Origin of the sequence: Arthrobacter alkaliphilus (assembly GCF_021483235.1) — a bacterium.
GTDB lineage: Bacteria > Actinomycetota > Actinomycetes > Actinomycetales > Micrococcaceae > Arthrobacter > Arthrobacter alkaliphilus.
The window spans coordinates 13,078-34,805 of the sequence record NZ_JAKEEC010000031.1 but is presented as its reverse complement, the minus strand read 5'-3'; the positions used below and the strand labels follow the sequence as shown (position 1 = coordinate 34,805).

The 21,728-nt window shown below is 64.4% G+C and carries 19 protein-coding genes and 1 pseudogene; 11 read left to right on the top strand and 9 right to left on the bottom strand.

Going from position 1 to position 21,728, the window contains the following annotated elements; genetic code table 11:
• Positions 1-8: 8 nt before the first annotated feature.
• Positions 9-1,091, bottom strand: coding sequence for an iron-siderophore ABC transporter substrate-binding protein (locus L0B83_RS17350; RefSeq protein ID WP_234759801.1), 1,083 nt, complete (start codon positions 1,089-1,091; stop codon positions 9-11).
• Positions 1,092-1,206: 115 nt separating this feature from the next.
• On the bottom strand, positions 1,207-1,413 hold the full coding sequence (locus tag L0B83_RS17345) for a hypothetical protein (RefSeq protein WP_234759800.1): 207 nt from the start codon (positions 1,411-1,413) through the stop codon (positions 1,207-1,209).
• 135 nt (positions 1,414-1,548) lie between these two features.
• Between L0B83_RS17345 and L0B83_RS17340 the strand changes: the two genes are divergently transcribed.
• Positions 1,549-2,043 (top strand): FBP domain-containing protein, encoded by a 495-nt coding sequence (locus L0B83_RS17340; protein ID WP_234759799.1) that lies wholly within the window; start codon positions 1,549-1,551, stop codon positions 2,041-2,043.
• A 144-nt stretch (positions 2,044-2,187) separates the two neighbouring features.
• On the opposite strand, the gene L0B83_RS17335 is transcribed toward L0B83_RS17340, so the two are convergent.
• The 3 genes and pseudogenes from L0B83_RS17335 to L0B83_RS17325 form a co-directional block, all read right to left on the bottom strand.
• Positions 2,188-5,643 (bottom strand): ATP-binding protein, encoded by a 3,456-nt coding sequence (locus tag L0B83_RS17335; protein WP_234759798.1) that lies wholly within the window; start codon positions 5,641-5,643, stop codon positions 2,188-2,190.
• A 212-nt stretch (positions 5,644-5,855) separates the two neighbouring features.
• A pseudogene (locus tag L0B83_RS17330) lies at positions 5,856-6,611 on the bottom strand (DUF4194 domain-containing protein); the annotation flags it as partial.
• Between the two features lie 133 nt (positions 6,612-6,744).
• Positions 6,745-8,214, bottom strand: coding sequence for a DUF3375 family protein (locus L0B83_RS17325; protein WP_234759797.1), 1,470 nt, complete (start codon positions 8,212-8,214; stop codon positions 6,745-6,747).
• Between the two features lie 248 nt (positions 8,215-8,462).
• On the opposite strand from L0B83_RS17325, the gene L0B83_RS17320 reads away from it, so the two are divergent.
• Together L0B83_RS17320 and L0B83_RS17315 are read left to right on the top strand one after the other, a co-directional pair.
• Positions 8,463-8,765: a hypothetical protein gene (locus L0B83_RS17320; RefSeq protein ID WP_234759796.1), complete on the top strand. Its 303-nt coding sequence runs from the start codon at positions 8,463-8,465 to the stop codon at positions 8,763-8,765.
• A 64-nt stretch (positions 8,766-8,829) separates the two neighbouring features.
• On the top strand, positions 8,830-10,782 hold the full coding sequence (locus L0B83_RS17315; RefSeq protein WP_234759795.1) for an acyl-CoA dehydrogenase family protein: 1,953 nt from the start codon (positions 8,830-8,832) through the stop codon (positions 10,780-10,782).
• 28 nt (positions 10,783-10,810) lie between these two features.
• On the opposite strand, the gene L0B83_RS17310 is transcribed toward L0B83_RS17315, so the two are convergent.
• Positions 10,811-11,215, bottom strand: a complete 405-nt coding sequence (locus L0B83_RS17310) for a YchJ family protein (protein WP_234759794.1) — start codon at positions 11,213-11,215, stop codon at positions 10,811-10,813.
• Between the two features lie 191 nt (positions 11,216-11,406).
• Here L0B83_RS17310 and L0B83_RS17305 point away from each other — a divergent pair, with 191 nt between their 5' ends.
• Complete coding sequence (locus L0B83_RS17305; protein ID WP_234759793.1) at positions 11,407-12,060, top strand: hypothetical protein; 654 nt, start codon at positions 11,407-11,409, stop codon at positions 12,058-12,060.
• Positions 12,061-12,083: 23 nt separating this feature from the next.
• On the opposite strand, the gene L0B83_RS17300 is transcribed toward L0B83_RS17305, so the two are convergent.
• Positions 12,084-12,575, bottom strand: a complete 492-nt coding sequence (locus tag L0B83_RS17300; RefSeq protein WP_234759792.1) for a flavin reductase family protein — start codon at positions 12,573-12,575, stop codon at positions 12,084-12,086.
• Positions 12,576-12,820: 245 nt separating this feature from the next.
• Between L0B83_RS17300 and L0B83_RS17295 the strand changes: the two genes are divergently transcribed.
• The 3 genes from L0B83_RS17295 (at position 12,821) to L0B83_RS17285 (ending at position 15,019) form a co-directional block, all read left to right on the top strand.
• A complete protein-coding gene (locus tag L0B83_RS17295; RefSeq protein WP_234759791.1) occupies positions 12,821-13,855 on the top strand; it encodes an aldo/keto reductase in 1,035 nt (344 codons plus the stop codon).
• A 54-nt stretch (positions 13,856-13,909) separates the two neighbouring features.
• On the top strand, positions 13,910-14,305 hold the full coding sequence (locus L0B83_RS17290; RefSeq protein WP_234759790.1) for an RNA-binding S4 domain-containing protein: 396 nt from the start codon (positions 13,910-13,912) through the stop codon (positions 14,303-14,305).
• A gap of 96 nt (positions 14,306-14,401) precedes the next feature.
• Positions 14,402-15,019, top strand: coding sequence for a uracil-DNA glycosylase family protein (locus L0B83_RS17285; protein WP_234759789.1), 618 nt, complete (start codon positions 14,402-14,404; stop codon positions 15,017-15,019).
• Between the two features lie 24 nt (positions 15,020-15,043).
• On the opposite strand, the gene L0B83_RS17280 is transcribed toward L0B83_RS17285, so the two are convergent.
• Both L0B83_RS17280 and L0B83_RS17275 read right to left on the bottom strand, forming a co-directional pair.
• Entirely contained in the window at positions 15,044-16,081 is a 1,038-nt protein-coding gene (locus L0B83_RS17280; protein ID WP_234759788.1) for a glycosyltransferase family 4 protein, read from the bottom strand.
• A gap of 84 nt (positions 16,082-16,165) precedes the next feature.
• Entirely contained in the window at positions 16,166-16,786 is a 621-nt protein-coding gene (locus L0B83_RS17275) for a hypothetical protein (protein ID WP_234759787.1), read from the bottom strand.
• A gap of 73 nt (positions 16,787-16,859) precedes the next feature.
• On the opposite strand from L0B83_RS17275, the gene L0B83_RS17270 reads away from it, so the two are divergent.
• The 4 genes from L0B83_RS17270 to L0B83_RS17255 all read left to right on the top strand — a co-directional run bounded on the left by L0B83_RS17270 (position 16,860) and on the right by L0B83_RS17255 (position 21,723).
• A complete protein-coding gene (locus tag L0B83_RS17270) occupies positions 16,860-17,564 on the top strand; it encodes a FadR/GntR family transcriptional regulator (protein WP_234759786.1) in 705 nt (234 codons plus the stop codon).
• Between the two features lie 20 nt (positions 17,565-17,584).
• Positions 17,585-18,616: an asparaginase gene (locus L0B83_RS17265; RefSeq protein WP_372461214.1), complete on the top strand. Its 1,032-nt coding sequence runs from the start codon at positions 17,585-17,587 to the stop codon at positions 18,614-18,616.
• A gap of 37 nt (positions 18,617-18,653) precedes the next feature.
• The gene (gene aspA / locus L0B83_RS17260; protein WP_234759784.1) at positions 18,654-20,078 is read left to right on the top strand and encodes an aspartate ammonia-lyase; all 1,425 of its coding nucleotides are present in this window, start codon (positions 18,654-18,656) and stop codon (positions 20,076-20,078) included.
• 127 nt (positions 20,079-20,205) lie between these two features.
• Complete coding sequence (locus L0B83_RS17255) at positions 20,206-21,723, top strand: amino acid permease (RefSeq protein ID WP_234759783.1); 1,518 nt, start codon at positions 20,206-20,208, stop codon at positions 21,721-21,723.
• Positions 21,724-21,728 lie beyond the last annotated feature (5 nt).

Sequence of the window (21,728 nt, the reverse complement as noted above, 5' to 3'; positions counted from 1 at the left end):
GGGTAGCGCTACTTGGCGGCCGCGTCGGCGCCCTTGGCCAGCTGAGGCAGGAACGTGTCTAACGCCCACGGCAGACTCAGTGGCGAGGATGCGGAGATCGCCAGGGTGAGTGTGTTGTCGGAGCCGGCAACCAAGGCCCCCTTCTTGATCGCGGGGATCTGGCCCAACAGGGGGTCCTGCTTAATCTGGTCCGTGGTCTTCGCGTCCGGCACCCACGTTACGAAGACGTCCGAGGAAAGCTCGTTCGCGTTTTCGGCTGACCACGGGACGTAGAACTCCTTGGAGCCCTTGGTGGCGTTCTCAACGACGGGGGCAAGCTTCATGCCGATTTCGGACAGGAAACGCGGACGGTTGTCGTTGGCAGTGTAGACGTTGACGCCGTCGCCCTTGGCAGGCTCGAGGTTGCCGTAGATGAAGGACTTGCCGGAGAGCTGTGGGAACGCGGCAACCTTGTTCTTAATGGTTGCTTCGGTATCAGAAACGAGCTTCTTGGCCTCGGATTCCTTGCCCAGGGCCTTGCCGATGATCGTGGTAGCTTCTTGCCACGGCGTGCCGTAGGCGAGTTCCGGCTGGGCAACCACGGGGGCAATTTCGGAGAGCTTCTTGTAGTCGGCTTCCTTCAGGCCGGAGTAGGCAGCGAGGATGACGTCCGGTGCCAGCTTTGCCACCTCGGTGAAGTTGATGCCGTCTGTCTCGGAAAACTGGACCGGCGCCTTTGAAGTCCCAAAGCCGGCGCCCAGCTTCTCAAGCGCGGCGTCCTTCCATGGGGTGGAGCCCTTGTCGTTGTTGCCCCAGGCATTCTTCGGCACTCCGACGGGCACGACGCCGAGGGCCAAGGCAACGTCGTCGTTGACCCACGAGACGGTCACTACGCGGCGTGGTTGCGACTTGATGGTGGTTTCACCGAAGACGTTTTTGATGGTGACCGGGAACTGGCCACTTGTCGCCGACGTCGTCGCTGAACCGGCCGTGGTGGAGCCGGTGGTCGAACCGGTGGAGCAAGCGGTGAGGGACAGTGCGACGGCGGCAACGGCTGCGGTCGCTGCACCTGCGGTCTTTAGCAGGGCACGGCGTGAGGGGCGGGAAGCCACGGGACTCCTTAGGTAAGTGATGCGAACCTAAGTTAGGTTAGCCTACCTTTTGGACAATTACGAAACGTTTATGGCGCGTAATTAATTTCGCATCGCTTGGCCACGCGGCGACAGCTCACGCATGGCCCTTCCAGTCAAAGGTTTGGACACCGAGGACAGGGTTTGCAAAGATGGCGGAGCCGGTTGATTCAACGGACCGCGCCAGGGCCGCGAAATCGGCGAAGATCGAGAGGATGAGCATGCGCACTGCACACGTTGGCGCTGCCATGGTTGGCGAGGTGGCCGTATCGGCCTGCTTTGCAGCGCCCTTTGCGTCGGCCATCCCGCTCGGCGGTCGGGGAAACTAAGCCCACCGCCCCTGCACTTGAAGCAAGCAGAGGTCCCTTTGCCGTGCCCTCGGATCGCCAGACGCCCGCGTCCTCTCTTCGGAGCCCACTCGATCTGAAAGAACTTCGCCGTGCAGAAAATCACCGCTCAACAAATCCGTTCCTCATTCATCAATGCGAGCCGCTCGGAGGCCGCCAAACTCAACCTCCCGAAGGATTTCGATTCCCTCGATTGGGACAACCTCGAATTCCTTGGCTGGCGCGACGAGAAGATGCCGCTGCGGGGCTACCTCGTCCTTCCGAACAATGGTTCCCTCACCGGCGTCATGCTCCGCGCGCCTGAGGGAGGCTCCGGCAAGAAGCGGTCGGTCCTTTGCGAACTGTGCCGCGACGTGTTTTCCAAAGACGATGTCTATCTTTGGGTCGCGAAGCGCGCAGGCCAGTCAGGTCGCGACGGCAACACCGTGGGGACGTTGATCTGCGCCGACTTCGGCTGCTGTGCCAACGTCCGCAAGGAGCCGCCGGTCAACGAAATCAATCCGGACCCGGCCGCCGTCGTTGTTCGCCAAATCGCCGGGCTGCAGTCGCGGACCGCCCAGTTTCTTGGGCGGGTCCAGGGAAAGTAGCCCCTCGCGGGAGCACGCCCGCTCACGTCAGGTGAGCGGGCGTTCCTTGGAAACACGCCACAAGTGACCGGGCGTCCGGGGGAAACACGCCACAAGTGACCGGGCGTCCGGGAAAAACCCGCCACAAGTGTCCGGGCATCCGGGCTAGCGGAGCACGATGTCCACGGGGTTGGCCTCTGAACGCCAGGCGCCGGGCACGCCGGATCCGCCGATCACGGGGGCCGTGAGCACGCCGGAGCGGTTGGTTCGTTTGTCGCGCAGGATTTCTGTAACGGAGCCGAGATGCCGGGATAGGTCGATGACGTTCTCGGGGGCGGCCAGCAACAGCTGGAAACCGAACTCGTGGAGCGCTTTGATGCCCGCTCCGGCGAACTCCTCCGAGGCGAGCACGAAGGCCTCGTCCATCATCACCGTTCCATACGTCGTGAAACCTTGCTCGGCAATGCCCAGTTGGTAGCTGAGCGCCGCAGCCATGATGAACGCCGTGAAACGCTGCCGCTCGCCACCGGACATGGAACCCGTGTCGGCATGCATGTACACCTCGGTCTTCTTGCCCCCGCGCGGCCCGGCGACGGATCGGTGCTCCTTGCACTGGATGAACAGGTGACCGCGGACATCCAGCACCTCGGCGCGCCACCGGCGGTCCTCGGGGGTTTGCGAGCCCAGCCGCTTGACGAGGGTCTCGAGGGACTTGTAGCGGTTGGTGAGTTCGACGTCGTCGTCCGCCACGGGCGCGACGCCGGCACTCGAGACAGCGCGGGACGGACGTGAATGCCGGGTCTTCAACGCGTTCTGGATGGCGTCCTTGAACTGCTTCGCGGTGGCGGGCAGCGTCTGTTTGATGTCGAGTTCCAGGAAGCTGCCCTCGTGGAAATTGACCTCGGACAGGATGCCGTTGAGGGGCAGGATGCGGCTGGTGATGGCGCGGCGTTCCTCATCGAGCAAGTGCAGGAGCGTGCTGAATGACTCGTGCGTGCGCTGGTTGAAGAACTGCCGGAATTCAGCTTCCTGGGCCGGCAAGCCCTCGTTGACGATCTGGTGGTATCGGGATTCGAACTCGCCAGCCGCGCCAATCGAGGTCCCATGGTCCGCGGAAATCGCCGTGCCCCACTCGCGCACGAATCCTTCGAACATGCGCGTCAACCGCTCGGCCAACGCCTGCCCGCGCGACTCGGTGGCATGCAGTTCCGCCAACAGCTTGCTCCGGACTTCGGCAGCCAGGGTGTCGAGTTCGTGGAGCTCACCCACCTCGCCGAATGCGCTGAAGTAAGGCTCAAGGGCAGCAACGGTCGTTTCCGACGGCGGCGCCTGGTCGAGGCGCTTTCGTGCGGCATCGAGGAGGGCGTCAGCCGTGGTCATCTGCTGGTCGAGCGTCTTGTATTCGCTCTGCAAAACCGCCGCCGACCCTGTGGAGGACTGGTGCTTTTCGCGCACTGCCTCTATGTTCGCACGCAAGGGTTCCAAGTCGGCCTGGGCCGCCAGGGCATCCTTGAGTCGCTGCTCGATCTTCGCGAGTTCCTCGGCCGCCACTGCTGCAGAGACCTGTTCCCAGCCACGCTCGTCGTCGGCGATGCGGCGCAGGGCTTCGAGCTGGCGGGTCATGCCTTGGTGGGAATCCTCGCGGCTTTGGGCCAGTTCCGCGGCTTTCAGAAGTTCGTTTTCGAGCTCGCCCACGCGGGCTGCCACGAGCTCCAGCTTGGAAGCATTATCGAACCCCAGGACGTAGTCCTGCCTGCTCGTGAAGCGATCGTCCTTCTCCACGGTGTGACGGTTGCGCTTGACGACGCCACCCAGGCTCAGGCCTTTGTCCAGCTTCGCGAGTTCGTCAGGATCTTCCACGCACGGGTAGGCGAAATCGACGGCGATCCGCTCGCGGATCCACTGGCCGGCATCGGCGTTCGCACCCACCGTGAGGATGTCCAACTTAGTCAGCAAGTCGCCGTCGGACACGTCCTCCACAGCCAAAGCCCCGCCCGGGAGCGGCTTGGAGACATCCACCGCACGCAGGGCGCCGCGGACTGTGTTGTCATTCAGGTAGCGCGTGACGGCGGCGAAGTGCTCGCCGGGAACCAGCAGAGTGGTGGCGAGGTTCCGCAGGGCGCGCTCGGCCGCGGGGCGCCACTGTTCCTCACCCTCGGCGAGGTCTATGAGCTCGCCTCCAAACGGCATGCGGTCCTCCGCGACGCCGGTGGCAGCGGCGATCGCGGCGCGGTTTTCAATGCTCGACGGCGGCAGCAGGGACTTGCGCGTCTTCAGCGAGACGAGTTCCTGCTGGGCAGCGGCGAGTTCGCGTTTCTTGGTGGCGTGGCCGTCGAAAGCTTCGAAGCGGAGTTCCCGCAGTGCTTCGGAATCGTCCTTGAGCTCGGCGGTACGGCTCGCCGCCTGTTCGTGCGCCTGCTCCCAACCCTCAGCCGTCCACTCAAGGTTGAGGCCGGCGTCGGCCAATGCTTGGCGGGCCGACTCCTCCACCTGCTGGCGGAGCTTGAGGCCGACCCGGGCATTTTCGAGCGACTGCTCGATCGCCGAAATCGCGTTACCACCCTGGTTGTTGTAATCCGATTCGAGCTGCCGAAGCTCCTTGGCGAGCGCGTCCCGGACGCTTCGCTCCGCGCTGAGCTCCTTTGCCTTCGCCTGGGCAAGGTCCTTGAATCGGGCCAGGGTCTTGGCATGGACCGTGACCGAGAGCTGCTGCTTGTACGCGTCGAATTCCTCGCCGCTGAGCTCCCGGAGCCGGTTGGCCTCCAGCAACGACTGGGCGTATTCCTTGTTCATCCCGGGCACCGGGGCGAGCTGGTCGCGCTGCTGGCGAACGTCCTCCAGCCGCTGCCTGATGGACATGAGGTTGCTGAATTCCTCGACGACGTCGTCAGCAGCAGCCAGCGTCGCGGGCGCGTCGAGCACCTGGTCGCGGAAGAAGGTGTTGACGCTGCCGCCCAGCCCCTTGCCGGCCTGGATCACACGCAAAAGCGGGAGCGCCTGGTCCGAGTTGATACCGAGGAGCCGGCGGAAACGCTCCGCGAAGGCCTTGTGGACGTCGAAGATCTGGGCGTCCGGGAAGATGGTCTCCAGCGCACCCTTGGTGAAGCGCTTCTCCGCGATCCCCTCAATCGCGCCGAGATCCAGGGGCTTGTTGTCAATCACATAGAACCGGCCGACGCTGGACTCCGTGCCGTTCTTCGGCAGGTCGAAGAGTGCCGATATGGTCACCTTGGTGCCGACAGCGTTGTCGAACGTCAGCGCGACGGCCGACCATGTGGCACCGGGACGCTGGAAGGCACTCGCCGAGCCCTCACCCACGGCCTTGTCGCCAACCTTTCCACGCATGTACGTGAACGTGGTCCTCTTATCCTCCACAGCCCCGCCGGCCCGTTGCGCCGCGGCCTCGTTGGAACGCGGACGGGCATCGAACACCCGGAGCATCGCATCGAACAACGTGGACTTGCCGACGCCCGAATTGCCCGTGAGCAGCGTGCCGTTGCGGTCCACGTGCATGGTGTGGGCGCCATGGAACGTGCCCCAGTTGACCACCTGGACCAAGGCGAGGCGCATCTGGCCCGGGTTGGTGAGCTCCCCGATCGGAAGCATCGTCGCAATGGTCACCTGGTTGCCTCCTTGGTCTCGTCAGTTGTGGTTGTGGTTGCGTTCTTTGTGGTTGCCTTTGCCTCCGCAGCCGATGCCGCCCCCGCCCCTCCGCCGCGCAGCTGATCTTCGATCAGCTCAGCGCGCGGCTCCGACAGGCCCGATGCCACTCCCTGGGCGGCATCGGCTGCTTCGGCGGGTGTGCCGTCACCTCGCCCGTCGATCACGACGGCGGCATCCGCCTCCTCGGCGTCGTCGCTGCGGTCGGCGTCGCCGTCGTCGTCGTTTTCCGTGAGTTCGATGAGGGGTTCCGTGCCCGATTCGTCGGTGGTTACGGCGACCAGGGCTTCGATCTGGGCTGGGATGTCGCCGATGTTTTCGAACGGGAGGGCCAGCGGGAGGGCCTTGGAGATCGCGAAGGTGTCCTCGATCCCGGTGGGCAGGAGGAGCTGGCGGGCCAGGAGCTTGGTGATGGTGCGGTTGACGACGTCGGCGTCGCGGAGGGCGTCCTGTTGGCCGGACGGCTGGTAATGCGCCACGAGTTCGGCGATTTCTTCGCGGGTGATCACGGGGTCTGTCTGGGCTGTGACGTGGCGGTCGAGGAGGAGCCTCAGGCGCAGAAGCACGATGGTTTCGACCCTGCTCAACGCCCGTTGCTGACGAAGGATGCTCGAGCGGGTGCTTCCTCCGATGGCTTCGGGATCGACGGGACGGAGCACCGCGATCTTTCGCTCATGGTCCAGTTGCATGCTCAGGAACAGCTCGGAGAGCCGGCTGCGGAGAATCACTTGGTTGTCCAGAAGGGTGGTCCAGAGCTTTTCGTCGCGGCCGCCGTCGATATACGGGCCTTTGAGAAGCCGGACCAGGGCCTGGCGGACCTTCATGGGCAGCACGCCCGTGTCGCCCGGGAACAACGCCGCGCCGTCAACGAAGGTGTCGCGTGGCGTGACGCGGAACGGATCCGAAGGGACATGTCCATCCGTCGGCACCTCAGGACGAGCATGTCCGTCTTCCGCTCCGGTCCACGAATCCGCATGTCCAACCAAGGAGGGCTCGGAGTGGACATGATGCGTTATGCCCACTCCTTGCTCCGAAGAGGGGGCATGCTCGGTGGGGTGGGCGTCAGTCATCGGAATCCTTAGCGTCACTGGGAGTCAGCGTCACGAGCGGCAGGTACGCGGTGCGTGTGCTGCCATCGATCTGTTCGAAGTCAATGTTTTCCCAGGCGGCCCGGTCGAATGCAGCACCAGCGTGCAGCGCTTCGGACAGGAGGGCCCGGACGGTGTTGATGTGCCGGTCTTCCTCGGGGACGTTCGCCCAGGCGTCCGCCAGTGTGGCGGCGCCGGCCATGGCAGAGCGGACGACGCCGGGCCTTGCCTTCGCGGAGCGCAGCGAACGGACCCGGTCCGAATCACTGAAGGCAATGGGTTCGGCGAGCTTCGGCGGCGCCGCGAACTCGTCCGGATCGAAGAGCTTGACCATGGCGAGGGACTCGAATCCTGCATTGAACAGCACCGGTCCCCGGACCAGGCCGGGACGGTCGCGCTCGTACGGCATGGACCGGATGGCCTGTTCGGCTTCGCGCAGGACCTGCCGGAGCCGGACGGACTGGCGGATATCATCGCTCTGGATGTAGTTGTTGAGGCTCTCCGAAAGGCGGCCGTAGATGCGCTGTATCTGGCTGTGCTGCGCGCGCAGTTCCGCCACGAGGTTCTTGAGGGTTTCCCGGTCCTCGTGGCTGAGGTCATCCGCGAATTGGCGGCTCAGCACGTCGCCGATCGCCGAACGGAAGCGCAACTGTTGCTGCGGGTCCTCAAGGAAGGCCGTAAAGGAGCGGAAAGTACGGCCTTCGGGGCTCTGCCGCAAGCGTTTATCCGCCTCAAGGACCTGCGCCATGGTGGCACCCTTGCTGAGCGACTCTTCGATGATCTGGTTGCGGAGCTCGCCTACCAGTTCCTCGATGCGGTCGCGCATCTTCTTGTAATCGGCCGGCAGGCTCGCCGCGAGGTCCAGGATGTTCCCGGCCGCTTCGACGGCTTCTTCATCATCCAAAAGACCGTCAAAGTCGCCGGAACTGATGTCTTCGATCAGCTGCCGACGCTCCTGGATCTCCTCCTCGAGGGATTCCAGCCGGGCGCTTTGGTCCGGGTTCGTCTCGTTGGCGAGTTTCTCGACGTCGCCGAGCAGGGTTCCGAGCCGGGAACCGTTGAGGGTGGAACGGTCGCTGGACAGGCTGTCCAGGAACGCCAGGACCCGGGCGGCGGCTTCGGTGATTTCGTAGACGATCTGGCCGGACTGGCTGCGGCGGGTCAGGAACTGCTTGCGCGTCCACTCGTCAGCGAAGGCCTTCCCGCTCGCCTGTCCGCCCAGCCCGGGCTCCTGGCGACGGAGCTGCTCAAGGAAAGCGTCGACGTCGGCGTGGAACTCTTCGAGCGGAAGCTGCGGCCTTGTGCGGGTGAAGGATGCCTGGAGCACCGCAATGACCCAGGGTGCCGAGCGCGTAAGGGCCCACGCGGGCCCCTTGGTCAGGAGTTCGAGGTCCCTGAGCCGCGCACTGATAGCTTCGGCCGAGGACATTGCTGAGCGGGACACTTACTCTCCTTCAGCCGCCGCGGAACCTGCTGGCAGCGGAAATCCCGAAAACTGCCCCGTACAAGGTTAACGCAGGGTGCACCGCAACCCTTCCGTGATCTACCTCCCGGTACGGTTTCGATCAGATATCAACAGTCGCGGCGCCGGTGTCGCGGCTGGCTGAACGGTCAGCACCGCCCCTAATGTCGACACCAACGACGCCGACGCTACGGCGTCGGTTTTGGCAGCAGCGTTGCGGAGGGGACCCAATGCAGTTCGACTTGACGACCTTAGACACCAGCACTTACGTCTTCGCGGGAACACTAATCCTTGGCCTGGTTCTGGCAACCTTCATCGCGCTGGCCGCGATGGCCGCGCTTGCGTTGCTCGGAGCCGGCAGCTTGGCCTGGTACACCGTGAAGAACGTCCTGGGCGGCCTGGTTCACGGCATCAATTTTGCGTGGGACCAGCTGGTCCACCAGGCCGGAAAAGTGGAACTGCCAGTCGAATTCCCGTCCCAAACCGCCCCTAGCACAGGTACCTACCCGCGAGTAGCATTGAGGGACAGCTGAAGGGTCCACCACCCGAGGCGGATCCAGGGCTCGAACCGGTACAACCGGCAAGAGGAGTCCTCCTATGACCTCCGCCACTGACAACAGGAGCAGCGACGTTTCGGCCGCGGAAGCACGCGCCGTCGCCGAGGCCGCCCGGGATACTGAATGGAGTCGTCCGAGCTTCGCCAAGGGACTGTACTTGGGAAATTTCGATCTGGGGCTGATCCATCCGTGGCCCCAGGCACGGGCCGACGACGTCGAGCGTGGCGAAGAGTTCATGGCGAAGCTGACGGAATTCTGCGCCACCATGTCCGGCGGCACCATCGAACGCGATGCCAAGATCCCGGACGAATACCTCGCCGGCCTCGCCGAGTTGGGCGCTTTCGGCATGAAGATTCCCCGGGAGTACGGCGGCCTCGGCCTGTCGCTGGCCTACTACGGCCGGGCTCTGGCGCTGGTGGGATCAGTCCATCCGAGCCTTGGCGCATTGCTTTCGGCCCACCAGTCCATCGGCGTACCGGAGCCGGTCAAAGTGTTCGGCACACCCGAGCAAAAGCGGGAGTACTTGCCGCGTTGCGCGGCCGGAGCCATCACGGCGTTCCTGCTGACAGAGCCCGACGTCGGCAGCGACCCCGCCCGGATGGGCTGCACCGCGGTGCCAAGCGACGACGGCGAGTCGTACGTTTTGGACGGCGTCAAACTTTGGACCACCAACGGCGTGATCGCCGAACTGGTTGTGGTCATGGCGGTTGTTCCTGCCCGTGCGGCCGCCGACGGCACGGCGCTCAAGGGCGGGATTACGGCGTTCGTCGTGGAAATGGACTCCCCCGGCATCACGGTCGAGAACCGTAATGCCTTCATGGGCCTGCGCGGCATCGAGAACGGCGTGACGCGGTTCCACCAAGTCCGCGTACCGGCAGCCAACCGGCTGGGCCGCGAGGGCCAAGGGCTCAAGATCGCGCTCACCACGCTCAACACGGGACGCCTCTCCATCCCGGCCCTGTGCGTGGCTGCGGGCAAGTGGTCGTTGAAGATCGCCCGCGAATGGTCCAACGCCCGCACCCAGTGGGGCCGTCCGATCGGAAAACATGAGGCCGTCGGCAAGAAGATCGCCTTCATCGCGGCCACCACCTTTGCCCTTGAAGCTGTCTTTGAACTGTCTGCCGAGCTGGCTGATGCCGGCCAGAAGGATGTGCGGATCGAGGCCGCCCTGGCCAAGCTTTGGTCCACTGAGCTGAGCTATACGGTGGCTGATGAGCTGGTTCAGATCCGAGGCGGCCGCGGCTTCGAGACGGCGGATTCGCTGGAGGCACGCGGGGAACGGGCGGTGGCCGCCGAGCAGCTGCTGAGGGACATGCGCATCAACCGGATCTTCGAGGGCTCGTCCGAAATCATGCGCCTGCTGATTGCCCGGGAAGCCGTGGATGCCCACCTTGCGGCGGCGGGAGAGCTCGCCTCCGCCGACGCCAGCCTGCAGGCGAAGGCCCGTGCCGCCGTCGGCGCCTCAGGTTTCTACGCCAAATGGCTGCCCAAGCTGGTGGCCGGAGCGGGTATGGATCCCCGGTCCTACGGTGAGTTCGGGCGCCTCGCCAAACAGTTGAGGTATGCGGAGCGGGCTTCGCGCCGGCTCGCCCGGCAGACGTTCTACGGCATGGGCCGTTGGCAGGCGAGGCTCGAATACAAGCAAGCTTTCCTGGGCAGGATCGTGGACATCGGGGCCGAGTTGTTTGCCATGGCGGCGTGCTGCTCACGGGCCGAGATGCTGCTGCGTACGGCGCCGGAGCAGGGTGCGGCGGCTTACGAACTCGCCGAAGCCTACTGCGAGCAGGCCAGGATTCGCGTGGACGGATACTTCGAGCAGTTGTGGCGGAACACCGACGACATCGACCATGAGTTGTCCGCGAATGTGCTCGCGGGCGACTATGCCTGGCTTGAGGCCGGAATCCTTGACCAATCCGAGGGAACGGGTCCATGGATCGCCAACGCCAGCCCGGGCGCATCCCCGAAGGAGAACCTGCGCCGGAAGTACCGCTGAGGCCTGCTGCCGGCCGGCGGGGGCGCGTCTAGCCGACGTCGCCGTCGAGGTAGTACCAGCGCCGGTCGATGCGCCGGAAGCGGCTGTTTTCACGCTGGACTCCGCGTTCGCCGTCGGAACGGTAGTGCGCCGCGAACTCCACCGTCCCTTCGGTGTCCAGGGGGCCGCCTCGGCGCGTGGCGAGGATGTCCAGCCTGCGCCATTCAATGTGGGGGTCCAGGTCCAGCGCGTCAGGCCTGGTGTCGGGGTGCCAGGTGCGGAGCAGGTAATCGCTGTCCAGGAGAACAAAGGCCGAGTAGCGCGAACGCATGAGTTGCTCGGCTGTTGGCGCGTCGGCGTCCCCTCGATGGAAGCGTGCGCAGCACTCGGTGTACTGCTCTCCGGACAAACATGGGCAAGCGCCTAGTCGCAGGGGGGCCGGATCGAGTGGCATTGAAGCCCTATCGTGAAGAGAAGTGTGCCAGGCAACAAATTCTGTCACAGCAGATAACAGCTTTGAAACAACCTCGGCGAGCCGGAGTTTGGCGGATGATTCATTAACAATCCGCCCTTAGGCTAGATGACATGCCCGCAGACCTGAGGTTGCGGCGTCCACCCCACAACTCTGGCTCTTGAGGAGGCTACGTGGAGGATCCAACAACACTTGGCCTCAACCTGACTTTTTTTGGAACCCTCGGGGTGGCTTTGCTGATGTCCATCGTCTTGGGCTTCCTGATGGTGGTCACCTTGGTGCTGGCCGGCGTCGCGAAACTGCTGTGGATCATCCTGCTCGCGATGTTCGGGATCTTCCCGAAACGCGATGCCGTGCCGGTTGTGCACCTGCCCCCGAGGCCTCGACGCGCCCCGGTCCCGGCGTCGGATTCCGAATCGACGGAGGACCCAGACGGGTTGTCCGGCACAGGCTTCGCGCCCGCGAAACCGCGTCTTGGGATCGTCGGAACCACCAAGGTGCTGTGGTCGGCGTCGTTGTCTGCCCTACGGAACGTGCCTTGGAAGGCGCTGGTGGACCCGCGGACCTGGCCGAAGCCCGGCGAGGTCAAGGCCGGAATCGCAGCCACAGCAACGGCCGTGGCCACAACCCAGGCGAAGGAACATCCCTTTGTGGTTGCGGTGAAGCAGGATCCTCCCGTCCTGAACAGCGAGTGGGCCGCCGCCGTCGCCGAGGCTGATGCCCGGGCAGCAGCACGCGAAGCTGAACGGGCCGCGGAGGCACATGGCGGCAAGGCTGTATCTCCCGCCCGCGTGACGGCCTCTGCCGGGGCCCGCCCCCGCGCCTAGTCGGTCCTGGCCGGGGGTCAAGGTTATGCGGCCAGTTGCCTGAACCCGGCCCCGTGGTAGATGAGGGGCTCAGCGTTGTGGTTGATCTCAACGGACTTCACTTCGAGGACAACGATCGCGTGGTCGCCGGCGGGTGTTTCGGAGACCACTTCGCATTCAAGGACCAGAGCCGCGCCGTCGATCGACACAGCGCCGGTGTCGCTCGTCGAGGTCGCAAGGCCCGCGAACCGGTCCTGGGTGCGCGAGGAGAGCTGCAGGCACACGGCTTCCTGGCCTTGCGCCAAAATGGAAACCCCCAGCCGAGGGGCGAGCCGGAGCTTGGGCCATGTGGTGGAGGAGTTCTGCACCGCAAACATCACCAAGGGTGGTTCGAGCGATACTCCCACTGTGAAGCTCGACGCCACCAGAGCCTCCGGCGCGAAGCCGACCATGGCACTGAAGGCCGCCACGCCTGAGGGAAACTGCGCGAACGCCTGCTTGATCGAGGCGGCTCCATCCACCGTAACGTGGGTCATGGCGGGTTCCTTTCTCTGTAGTTTGGTCCCTGCCCTCCTACTAATTCACTGGACGCCGATATCGGCAATATTTGTGTATTCGGGTGTCGATTTGAGTCAATTCTTAATTTGTCCTGCGCTGTGTTTATTACCCCGCAATACGAAAAGCGAAGAATTTGTACGTTTTTCGAGTGCCCCGGCCCAGACCTGTGTAGCGTCGTGTCAATCCATTGCACAGCCTCGATTCTTCACGGAGGAAGCCGGAGATGAGCCTCAGCGAGCTTAGAACCCTGGGACGCACAGGCGCCCTGATCAGCCCCCTCACGCTGGGAACCCTCAACCTCGGAACGGGTTCGGCACCCACTGGGGCCGAAGAAAGCGTCCGCATAATCCATGCTGCCCTCGATGCAGGCATCACAAGTATCGACACCGCGGACATCTATTCCCAGGGTGAGTCGGAGGCAATTGTTGGCCGGGCCCTCCATGGCAGGCGGGATGACGTTTTCCTCTCCACCAAGTTCCACGGACAAATGGGGCCGAATCCCGCGCATGCAGGCAATTCCCGGCGCTGGATCATGAAAGCCGTGGAAGGAAGCCTCAACCGCCTGCAGACGGACAGGATCGATCTTTACCAAGCGCACCGCCCGGACTACAACACCGATGTCCTGGAAACAATCACCGCCCTCAATGACCTCATCCGGCAGGGCAAGATCCTCTACTACGGAACCTCGGTGTTCACGCCGTCGCAGCTTGTGGAGGCACAGTGGATTGCCACGACGAACCACCTCATACCGCCGGTGGTGGACCAGGTCCCTTATTCCTTGGTGGTCCGCGCGAATGAACGCGACGTCTTTGCCATCACGCAGCAGTACAACCTCGGCGTGCTCAGCTATGGACCGCTCGACGGCGGCTGGCTCTCCGGACGCTACCGAGTGGGAGTCCCCCAGCCCGCCAGCTCCCGCGCGTCAGCCGTTCCCGGGCGCTTCGACGTCTCGGCACCGTTCAACCGGAACAAGCTCCTGGCGGCCGATGCCTTGGGCCGCGTGGCCGAACGGCACGGACTCACCCTTATCCAGCTTGCCGTCGGCTTCGCCCTGAACCATCCGGCCGTGAGCAGCGTGATTATCGGTCCACGCACAGAGGACCATCTGGTCGACTACCTCAAGGCCGCGGACGTCGTCCTCAACGAAGCCGTGCTGGATGCCATTGACGAGATCGTGGCGCCCGGCACCAATTTCCTCGAGCGCGACGCAGGTTCGGTGGTCCCCCACCTCGAGTACGCGGAACTTCGACGCCGGTAACCGGCTTTGCGGACGACGGACGAGGCAGCGCGCCGACTATAATCGTTCGCAATCATGTCTAGCCCTCCGCCTTCCGCCCAAGCAACAAAGACCGCCAATGTGCGCATTGACGCCTGGCTCTGGGCTATCCGCGCGTACAAGACCCGCTCAGCGGCCACGACCGCTTGCCGGGCGGGGCATGTGCGAATCAACGGCAACCCAGTCAAAGCGTCGCAATCCGTGATTGTCGGTGACACAATCCGGGTGCGGCAGCCCGGATTCGAGCGCATCCTCGAGGTCCGGAGGCTCATCGCGAAAAGGGTCGGGGCCGAAGCAGCTTCCCATTGCTTCACCGACCACACTCCGGAGCGCCCCGCCGCGCCCGCCCTTGGACTGCCCCAGCGCGACCGCGGCGCGGGACGGCCCACGAAGAAGGACCGGCGCGACATGCAGAAGCTCAAGGGACTCTAGCCGGCCCGACACTCGGAGCGTGAGCGACGCCGAAGGCGACGGCGTAAAGTGGCAAGCGACGCCGATTCTGGACGCCGCGCTGCCGAAGGAGAGAACGTGACCATTGACTGGGAAGAAAAAAGGGCCTTGCTTCAGGAGCCCAACATTGCTGCCGTAACGCAGTTATGCGACGAATTGATGGCTAAACGGCCCGGTTCCACTGTGCCTTACATCGATCCGGTGCATGACGAAGATGAGTGCCGGATCATCACCCTCCAGACCAGCCCCGGCCGGGCCCCCGCCTCGGGTTTCGTATCGCACCTCAACGACGACGACGCCGCCCGGCGTGCCCAGCTGATCTATGACACAGCCGAGTTGGACCCCCGCTACGTCATGCCGTGGAACTGCTACCCCTGGGTTCGCGACGCCGAGCTGCCGCCGGCACTGAGCGCGCAGGAAAAGACCGACGGGCTCCGCCCGTTCCGCCAGTTCCTCAAGATCAACAAGCGGGTCTCCGCCGTCGTCGCCCACGGTGCGGAGGCCGCCGCGTTCCTGGCACTTTTCGAGAAGACCTACCACTCGCCGCTCCGGCAGCACGGGATCAAGGTCTACAAGGCCAGCGCACTCGGCGGACGGGCGTTTGCCCTGTCCGAGGCGAAGCAGCAGGAACTCCTTGCAAAGAACATCGAAACCTACCGGGACGCGATGCAGCGGGCGGGTATCCAGCACCTGTAGGGGGTCCTTAAAGGGGCGGGCGAATCAGGAGGGCACGACGGCGCCCAGGACTTCCTGTGCCGTGTCTTCCCATTGCGGCAACGCCCTGCTGGCCGCCTCAGCTCCTGCCCGCCACCTTTCCCGCAGGCCGGCGTCGCCCAGCCACCTCCGAAGGACGGCCTCCAACGATCCGACTCCGGCGCTGAGATCGACGGCTTCACCGGCACCGTGGGTTCCGAGCGCTTCGATGGCGCCGCTTCCCTTGCGGACAACTACCGGTATGCCGTGGGCCAAGGACTCCTGGACCACCATGCCGAAGGACTCCGCATGTGAGATCAACAGGCTGAGATCGGCACGGAGCCATTGCGCCTCCAAGGCCGGCCCGGAAAGCTCATCTGCTATTTCCACCCGTCCTTCCAAGCCATTCCGGGCGACGCGCTCCTTAACGGCTGCGGAGTAGGGCGGGTCCGCTTTTGTCGAGCCGACAAGCGCCGCAGTCCAGGCCAAGTCTTTGATGCGGGCCAGCGCGTCGACAAAGAAGATCTGGTCCTTATTGGGGAGCAGGGCGCCCACCATGATGAAATGCGGTGCCGCTCCACGGTCCCGCGGACTTCGCTGTGCTTTCGATGGGCGATCCACTCCCGGAGCGGCCAGATGCACATTGCCCAGCCCGAGGCTCCTGGCTGCCGCGGCCGTACGGGAACCCGTACAGAGAAGACCTGTCGCGGCGGCGAGCGCTTTCACTTCGACTTGGTCCTCCCCTGATGGTGCCATGTGGAGCAGCACCCAGACCCGGCGCCCGGCAGCGGTTGCGGCCTCGATTTCCGAGGGTGCACTCGAGGCAATCAGGCCGTCGACAATGCAGATGGCCTGGTCGCCTCCGGCAAGTGCATCGGCAAAGCGGTCGCGGTCTGCGGCAGTTCCCGCGGGCCAGCCGCCGTCGACCTTGCTCGCCGAGACCTCCGCGCCCAGGCCGCGCAGGGCTTCAGCCAGCTTTTCGTTGTAGATATTTCCCCCTGAGCGATGACGCACATTTGCGGGCACAATCATGCGGATCTTGACCAAGGGGTAATCCTCCACCACGCCGCTCGTGTGGCCTCAGGGTTCTCAGACCATCGTGTCGACCATATAGCCCGGCGAGTCTGCGGGGGAAGGGGATCCCATCCCCTACGGCAATTGCGGGAAAAGCCTGCGGTTCCTGATTCGCGACCCGCCGAACGCAACCGCCAGTGTTCCAATCTCCCACGGTCCGCTGCCCCGGTGCATCGGCCTCCCCACAGCCACGTGGGGTATCCAGCGGGGCGAGCGGAATCCAAGGGCAGGGGAACTGAGGATGAAATCGTCGATGTTATCGACAAGCAGTTCATCCAGAAGGTCATGAAGCGCACGCACGAGGGAGACCTGGTAGTCGCGCACAGAGGCGGGCACGTCTATTTCGAGCCCGCACACTCCGCCCCTGCCCAGGACGATCAGCCGTTCCGCACTCCCGGAGAATGCCTCCAGCACCGGAAGGGCGTCAAGCCACCCGACAGTCATGGACAGGGCAGACTCCGTGCTGGTGTTGCCTTTGGTCCAATCGGCCACATCACGGCAAAAGTCATCCAGGGCGCCCAGGTGCAACAGCGTCATGTGCAATCCCTGCGGCCTGCGCAAGGCAAACACGTACCGTGCCAAGTCCTCGTAGTCCAAGGGTCCTGCCCCGACGCCGAGGACCGGCACCTCCACCGTGATAGGCGGTGCACTCTGCTTCGCTGAATCCCATCCCCCGCGCGGACGACGGTTGGTCATGGGAGCAATTATGCTCCGGCAACAAGCCGGCCGAATCTTGACACTGCCTTGTGACCCGTGCCATATTCATAGCGTGAACCTGTCAGACAGCCGGACAGCCGGACAGCCTGCCCGGCCACTCGCCCGCTTCAGCGCCGCGGAAGCGGTGTTCGGTGCCATCCGCCAGGACATCGAAGGCGGGAACGTGGAAGTCGGCGCCAAGCTCAGCTCCGAGGCCGCCCTGGCCGCCCGGTACGGGGTAAGCCGTTCGGTGATCCGTGAGGCGCTCCGTTCATGCACTGCGCTCGGGCTGACGGTCACCAAGACCGGCAAAGGAACGTTCGTTGTCGCGGACCGGGTGGCCAATGACCTCACGCTCGGTCAGTACTCGGCACGCGACCTCAACGAGGCACGGCCTCACATCGAAGTCCCGGCTGCCGGTCTGGCCGCGAAACGCCGCAGCCCGGAAGAACTGGAACACCTCAAGGAAATCGTGGATTCAATGGCAGCCGAGACCGACCCTGAGACCTGGGTCGGCCTCGACGCCAGTCTCCATTCTGCCATTGCCCGGGCAAGTGGCAACAAGGTCTTCGAAAGCGTTGTCGCAGACATCCGGGAAGCCTTGGCGCATCAATCCGAAACCTTGAACATGGTGGCCGACCGCCAACATGTTTCAGACGATGAACACCTCCGCATCGTCGCGGCCATCGAAGCCGGTGACGCCCGCGCCGCCGAAGCTGCCATGGCCGACCATCTCAGCGCCGTCAGCGTTGCGTTGGACACCATCCTCAGCAAATGATCCACCAACTGAAGGAAGACATGCCCACCCCGCATGCAACGCACAATGCTCTGCCCGAAAGCGCCGCGGCCGCCCCGGTTGGGACGCCGCCCACTCCGCGCCACGTCCCCCTCGCCGAACAAACCCGCGACGGCCTGGTCGAGAGCGTCCACTACGGCTCCCTGATCGCCGTCGGGCCCGACGGCGAAACACTCCTCCAAGCGGGCGAGCCCGACGCCGCGTTCTACCCGCGGTCCGCCCTCAAGCCGCTGCAGGCTGTCGCCATGATCCGCGCTGGACTCAAGCTTCCGGAGAACCTCCTCGCCCTCACCGCAGCGAGCCACTCCGGAGCAGCAATGCACCTCGACGGCGCCGCACGCATTCTCGACATGCACGGACTGGACAAGAGCGCGCTGGAAAACAGCACTGACCTTCCTTACGGCATCGCCGAACGCGAAGAATGGCTCCGCAGCGGCGGCAAACCAACCCAGCTGGCGCAGAATTGCTCCGGCAAGCACGCTTCGATGGCCGCCACGTGCGTGATCAACGGCTGGCCCGTGCAGGGTTACCTGGATCCCGAACATCCGCTCCAAGTCCTCGTCAAGGACACCATTACCGAACTCACGGGCGAAGACGCGATCGCGGTAAGCACCGACGGTTGCGGCACCCCGCTCTTCGCCCACAGCCTGCATGGCATTGCCCGGGCCTATGGCCGCTTGGCGGCGGCGGACAACACGGACGCGGAAGGCCAGGTGGCACACGCGATGCGCGCTTACCCCGAGATGGTGGCCGGCGAGGGGCGCGACGTCACGGCGATCATGCGTACGGTTCCAGGGCTGCTCGCCAAGGACGGCTTCGAGGGCCTGCAGCTCGTCGGCCTGCGGAACGGCACCGGCGTCGCCATCAAGATCTCCGACGGCGGCGACCGCGCCCGCATGCCTGTCACCGTCAGCGTCCTTGAGGAATTGGGGCTCGACGCCGGGCAGCTCGCCGCCCTTGCCAGCGCGCCCGTGCTGGGCGGCGGCCACCCTGTTGGCGTGCTCCGCGCCGCGGACTTCCTCGCATCCAACTGACGCAGCCAAACCAGCACCGAAGACCAAAGGACCAGCAATGACTACTGCCGTGCCCTCCACGACAATGACCGAGTTCCGCTCGGAACACGATCTCCTCGGTGACCGCGACGTCCCCGCGGATGCCTACTGGGGCGTGCATACGCTGCGTGCCATCGAAAACTTCCCCATCAGCGGCCAGCCCTTGTCCAGCAACGCCAACCTCGTCAACGGCCTCGCCGCAGTCAAGCTCGCCGCGGCCCACACCAACCGCGAACTTGGCCTCTTGGACGACGAACGTGCGGACGCCATCGAGCAGGCCTGCCAGGACATCCTGGACGGCAAGCTCCACGAGCAGTTCATGGTGGACGTTATCCAAGGCGGCGCCGGGACCAGCTCCAACATGAACGCCAACGAGGTGATTGCCAACCGGGCCCTGGAAATCCTCGGCCACCCCAAGGGTGACTACGCCAGGCTGCACCCGAACGACCACGTCAACTTGAGCCAGTCCACCAACGACGTCTACCCCACCGCCGTCAACCTGGCCACCATTTTCTCGGTCCAGGGCCTTCTGGATGCTCTTCAGGAACTCCAGGTCGCCTTCGCGGAGAAGGGCCAGGAATTCCGCACGGTGGTCAAGATGGGCCGCACGCAGCTGCAGGACGCCGTCCCCATGACCCTCGGCCAGGAATTCGGCGGCTATGCGGTGACTGTGGGCGAGGACCGGGCCCGGCTGGCCGAGTCCCAGCTGCTCATCCACGAGATCAACCTCGGCGCCACCGCCATCGGGACCGGACTGAACGCCCCCGTTGGATACGCTTCAGCAGCCTGCAGGCACTTGGCCGAGATCACCGGCTTGCCCCTCGTCACCTCGGTCGACCTCATCGAGGCGACCCAGGACGTTGGCGCGTTCGTGCACCTCTCCGGCGTGCTCAAGCGCGTCGCCGTCAAGCTTTCCAAGATTTGCAACGACCTCCGCTTGCTGTCCTCCGGGCCGCGGGCGGGATTGGGCGAAATCAACCTGCCGGCCGTGCAGTCGGGATCGTCCATCATGCCAGGCAAGATCAACCCGGTAATTCCGGAAGTGGTCAGCCAGGTGGCCTATGAGGTCATCGGCAACGACGTCACAGTCACTATGGCCGCGGAGGCGGGACAGCTCCAGCTGAACGCCTTCGAGCCAATCATTGTCCACAGCCTCCACAAGAGCATCTCCCATTTGGAAGCCGCGTGCCGCACACTCACGTCACGCTGCATCCGCGGCATCACCGCGAACACCGAGCGGCTACGCCTGACCGTTGAGCAGTCAATCGGACTCGTGACCGCCCTCAACCCGCACATCGGCTATGCCTCCGCCACCGCCATCGCCCAGGAAGCGCTGGCAAGCGGACGCGGCGTTGCCGAACTCGTTCTCGAACACGGCCTGCTGACCTCGGAGCAGCTCGATGAGCTCCTCCGCCCGGAACGGCTGGCCAACCTCAGCAACTAGGCTGAGCCGGGCAGAAGGTCCGACGACGGCGGCACCAACCTGCCACCGTCGGGCCTGCACGCCCGGACGAAAAAGCCGGACGGCGAGATCCGGACCCCTCCCCAACAGGACACCCCTAAGGATTCCCATGACCAATGCACCCATCACCGACCATACGGTCCCTCCCCAGGCGCACTCCACCGAAACGCTCCTCCACGCCGAGGACAAGGGCTACCACAAGAGCCTGAAGCCGCGCCAGATCCAGATGATCGCAATCGGCGGTGCGATCGGTACGGGCTTGTTCCTGGGCGCCGGCGGCCGCCTCAACGCAGCGGGCCCCTCCCTCGTCATCGCGTACGCGGTCTGCGGCTTCTTTGCCTTCTTGATCCTGCGCGCCCTTGGCGAACTCGTCCTGCACCGCCCGTCGTCGGGCTCCTTCGTCTCCTACGCCCGCGAGTTCTTCGGTGAGAAGGCTGCGTTTGTCTCCGGCTGGTTCTACTGGATCAACTGGGCAACCACCACCATCGTGGACACCACGGCCGCGGCGCTCTACATGAACTTCTTCGGCAAATATGTCCCGTGGATCGGCGTCGTGCCGCAGTGGGCCTGGGCGCTGATCGCGCTCCTGGTGGTGCTTGGCCTGAACCTGGTCTCGGTCAAGGTCTTCGGTGAGATGGAGTTCTACTTCGCGCTCATCAAGGTGGCCGCGCTGGTGGCCTTCCTGTTCGTCGGTACCTACTTCGTCATCTTCGGCACGCCGGTACCGGGCCAGGAGGTCGGCTTCAGCCTCCTCACGGACCACGGCGGCGTCTTCCCCAACGGGATCCTGCCCATGATCATCCTCATGCAGGGTGTTCTGTTCGCCTACGCCTCGATCGAGCTCGTGGGTACCGCGGCGGGCGAAACGGAGAACCCCGAGAAGATCATGCCCAAGGCCATCAACTCCGTGGTGGTCCGCATCGCCGTGTTCTACGTCGGTTCCGTCATCCTGTTGGCGCTGCTGCTCCCGTACACCTCCTACGTCAAGGGTGTCAGCCCGTTCGTGACGTTCTTCGGCCACATCGGCGTGCAGGGCGTGGACGTCATCATGAACCTCGTGGTCCTGACCGCTGCCCTGTCCTCCCTCAATGCCGGGCTTTACTCCACGGGCCGCATCCTGCGCTCGATGTCCGTGGCTGGTTCCGCTCCGAAGTTCGCACAGCGCATGAACAAGGCAGGCGTTCCCTACGGCGGTATCGCCATCACGGCCGGCGTTTCCCTGCTGGGCGTGCCGCTGAACTACCTCGTACCGTCCGACGCTTTCGAGATCGTCCTGAACGTCGCTTCCGTAGGCATCATCGTCACGTGGGCCACGATCGTCCTTTGCCAACTCCAGCTCAAGCGATGGGCGGACAAGGGCTGGCTGAAGCGCCCGTCTTTCCGGATGTTCGGCGCACCCTACACGGGTTACCTTTCGCTGTTGTTCCTCGTCGGCGTCTTGGTAATGGTGTTCATCGATTCCCCGCTCACCATGTTGGTCACAGCCATCGCCTGCGCACTCATTGTGGTGGGTTGGTACATGTGCCGCAAGCAAATCCATGAAATCGCCGCAGCCCGGGACGGTTACACCGGCAGCTCGCCGGTAGTGGCCAACCTGCCTCGTGCCGGCGCCGAGGACAGGATCTAGCCCTT

What these genes read in the sequence shown, in the direction of transcription:
- L0B83_RS17275 (WP_234759787.1), bottom strand. Translation starts at nt 16,786, where the DNA reads ATGACCAACCGTCGTCCGCGCGGGGGATGGGATTCAGCGAAGCAGAGT.
- L0B83_RS17290 (WP_234759790.1), top strand. Translation starts at nt 13,910, where the DNA reads ATGTCTAGCCCTCCGCCTTCCGCCCAAGCAACAAAGACCGCCAATGTG.
- L0B83_RS17255 (WP_234759783.1), top strand. Translation starts at nt 20,206, where the DNA reads ATGACCAATGCACCCATCACCGACCATACGGTCCCTCCCCAGGCGCAC.
- L0B83_RS17265 (WP_372461214.1), top strand. Translation starts at nt 17,585, where the DNA reads ATGCCCACCCCGCATGCAACGCACAATGCTCTGCCCGAAAGCGCCGCG.
- aspA (WP_234759784.1), top strand. Translation starts at nt 18,654, where the DNA reads ATGACTACTGCCGTGCCCTCCACGACAATGACCGAGTTCCGCTCGGAA.
- L0B83_RS17320 (WP_234759796.1), top strand. Translation starts at nt 8,463, where the DNA reads ATGCAGTTCGACTTGACGACCTTAGACACCAGCACTTACGTCTTCGCG.
- L0B83_RS17345 (WP_234759800.1), bottom strand. Translation starts at nt 1,413, where the DNA reads ATGGCCGACGCAAAGGGCGCTGCAAAGCAGGCCGATACGGCCACCTCG.
- L0B83_RS17300 (WP_234759792.1), bottom strand. Translation starts at nt 12,575, where the DNA reads ATGACCCACGTTACGGTGGATGGAGCCGCCTCGATCAAGCAGGCGTTC.
- L0B83_RS17295 (WP_234759791.1), top strand. Translation starts at nt 12,821, where the DNA reads ATGAGCCTCAGCGAGCTTAGAACCCTGGGACGCACAGGCGCCCTGATC.
- L0B83_RS17310 (WP_234759794.1), bottom strand. Translation starts at nt 11,215, where the DNA reads ATGCCACTCGATCCGGCCCCCCTGCGACTAGGCGCTTGCCCATGTTTG.
- L0B83_RS17315 (WP_234759795.1), top strand. Translation starts at nt 8,830, where the DNA reads ATGACCTCCGCCACTGACAACAGGAGCAGCGACGTTTCGGCCGCGGAA.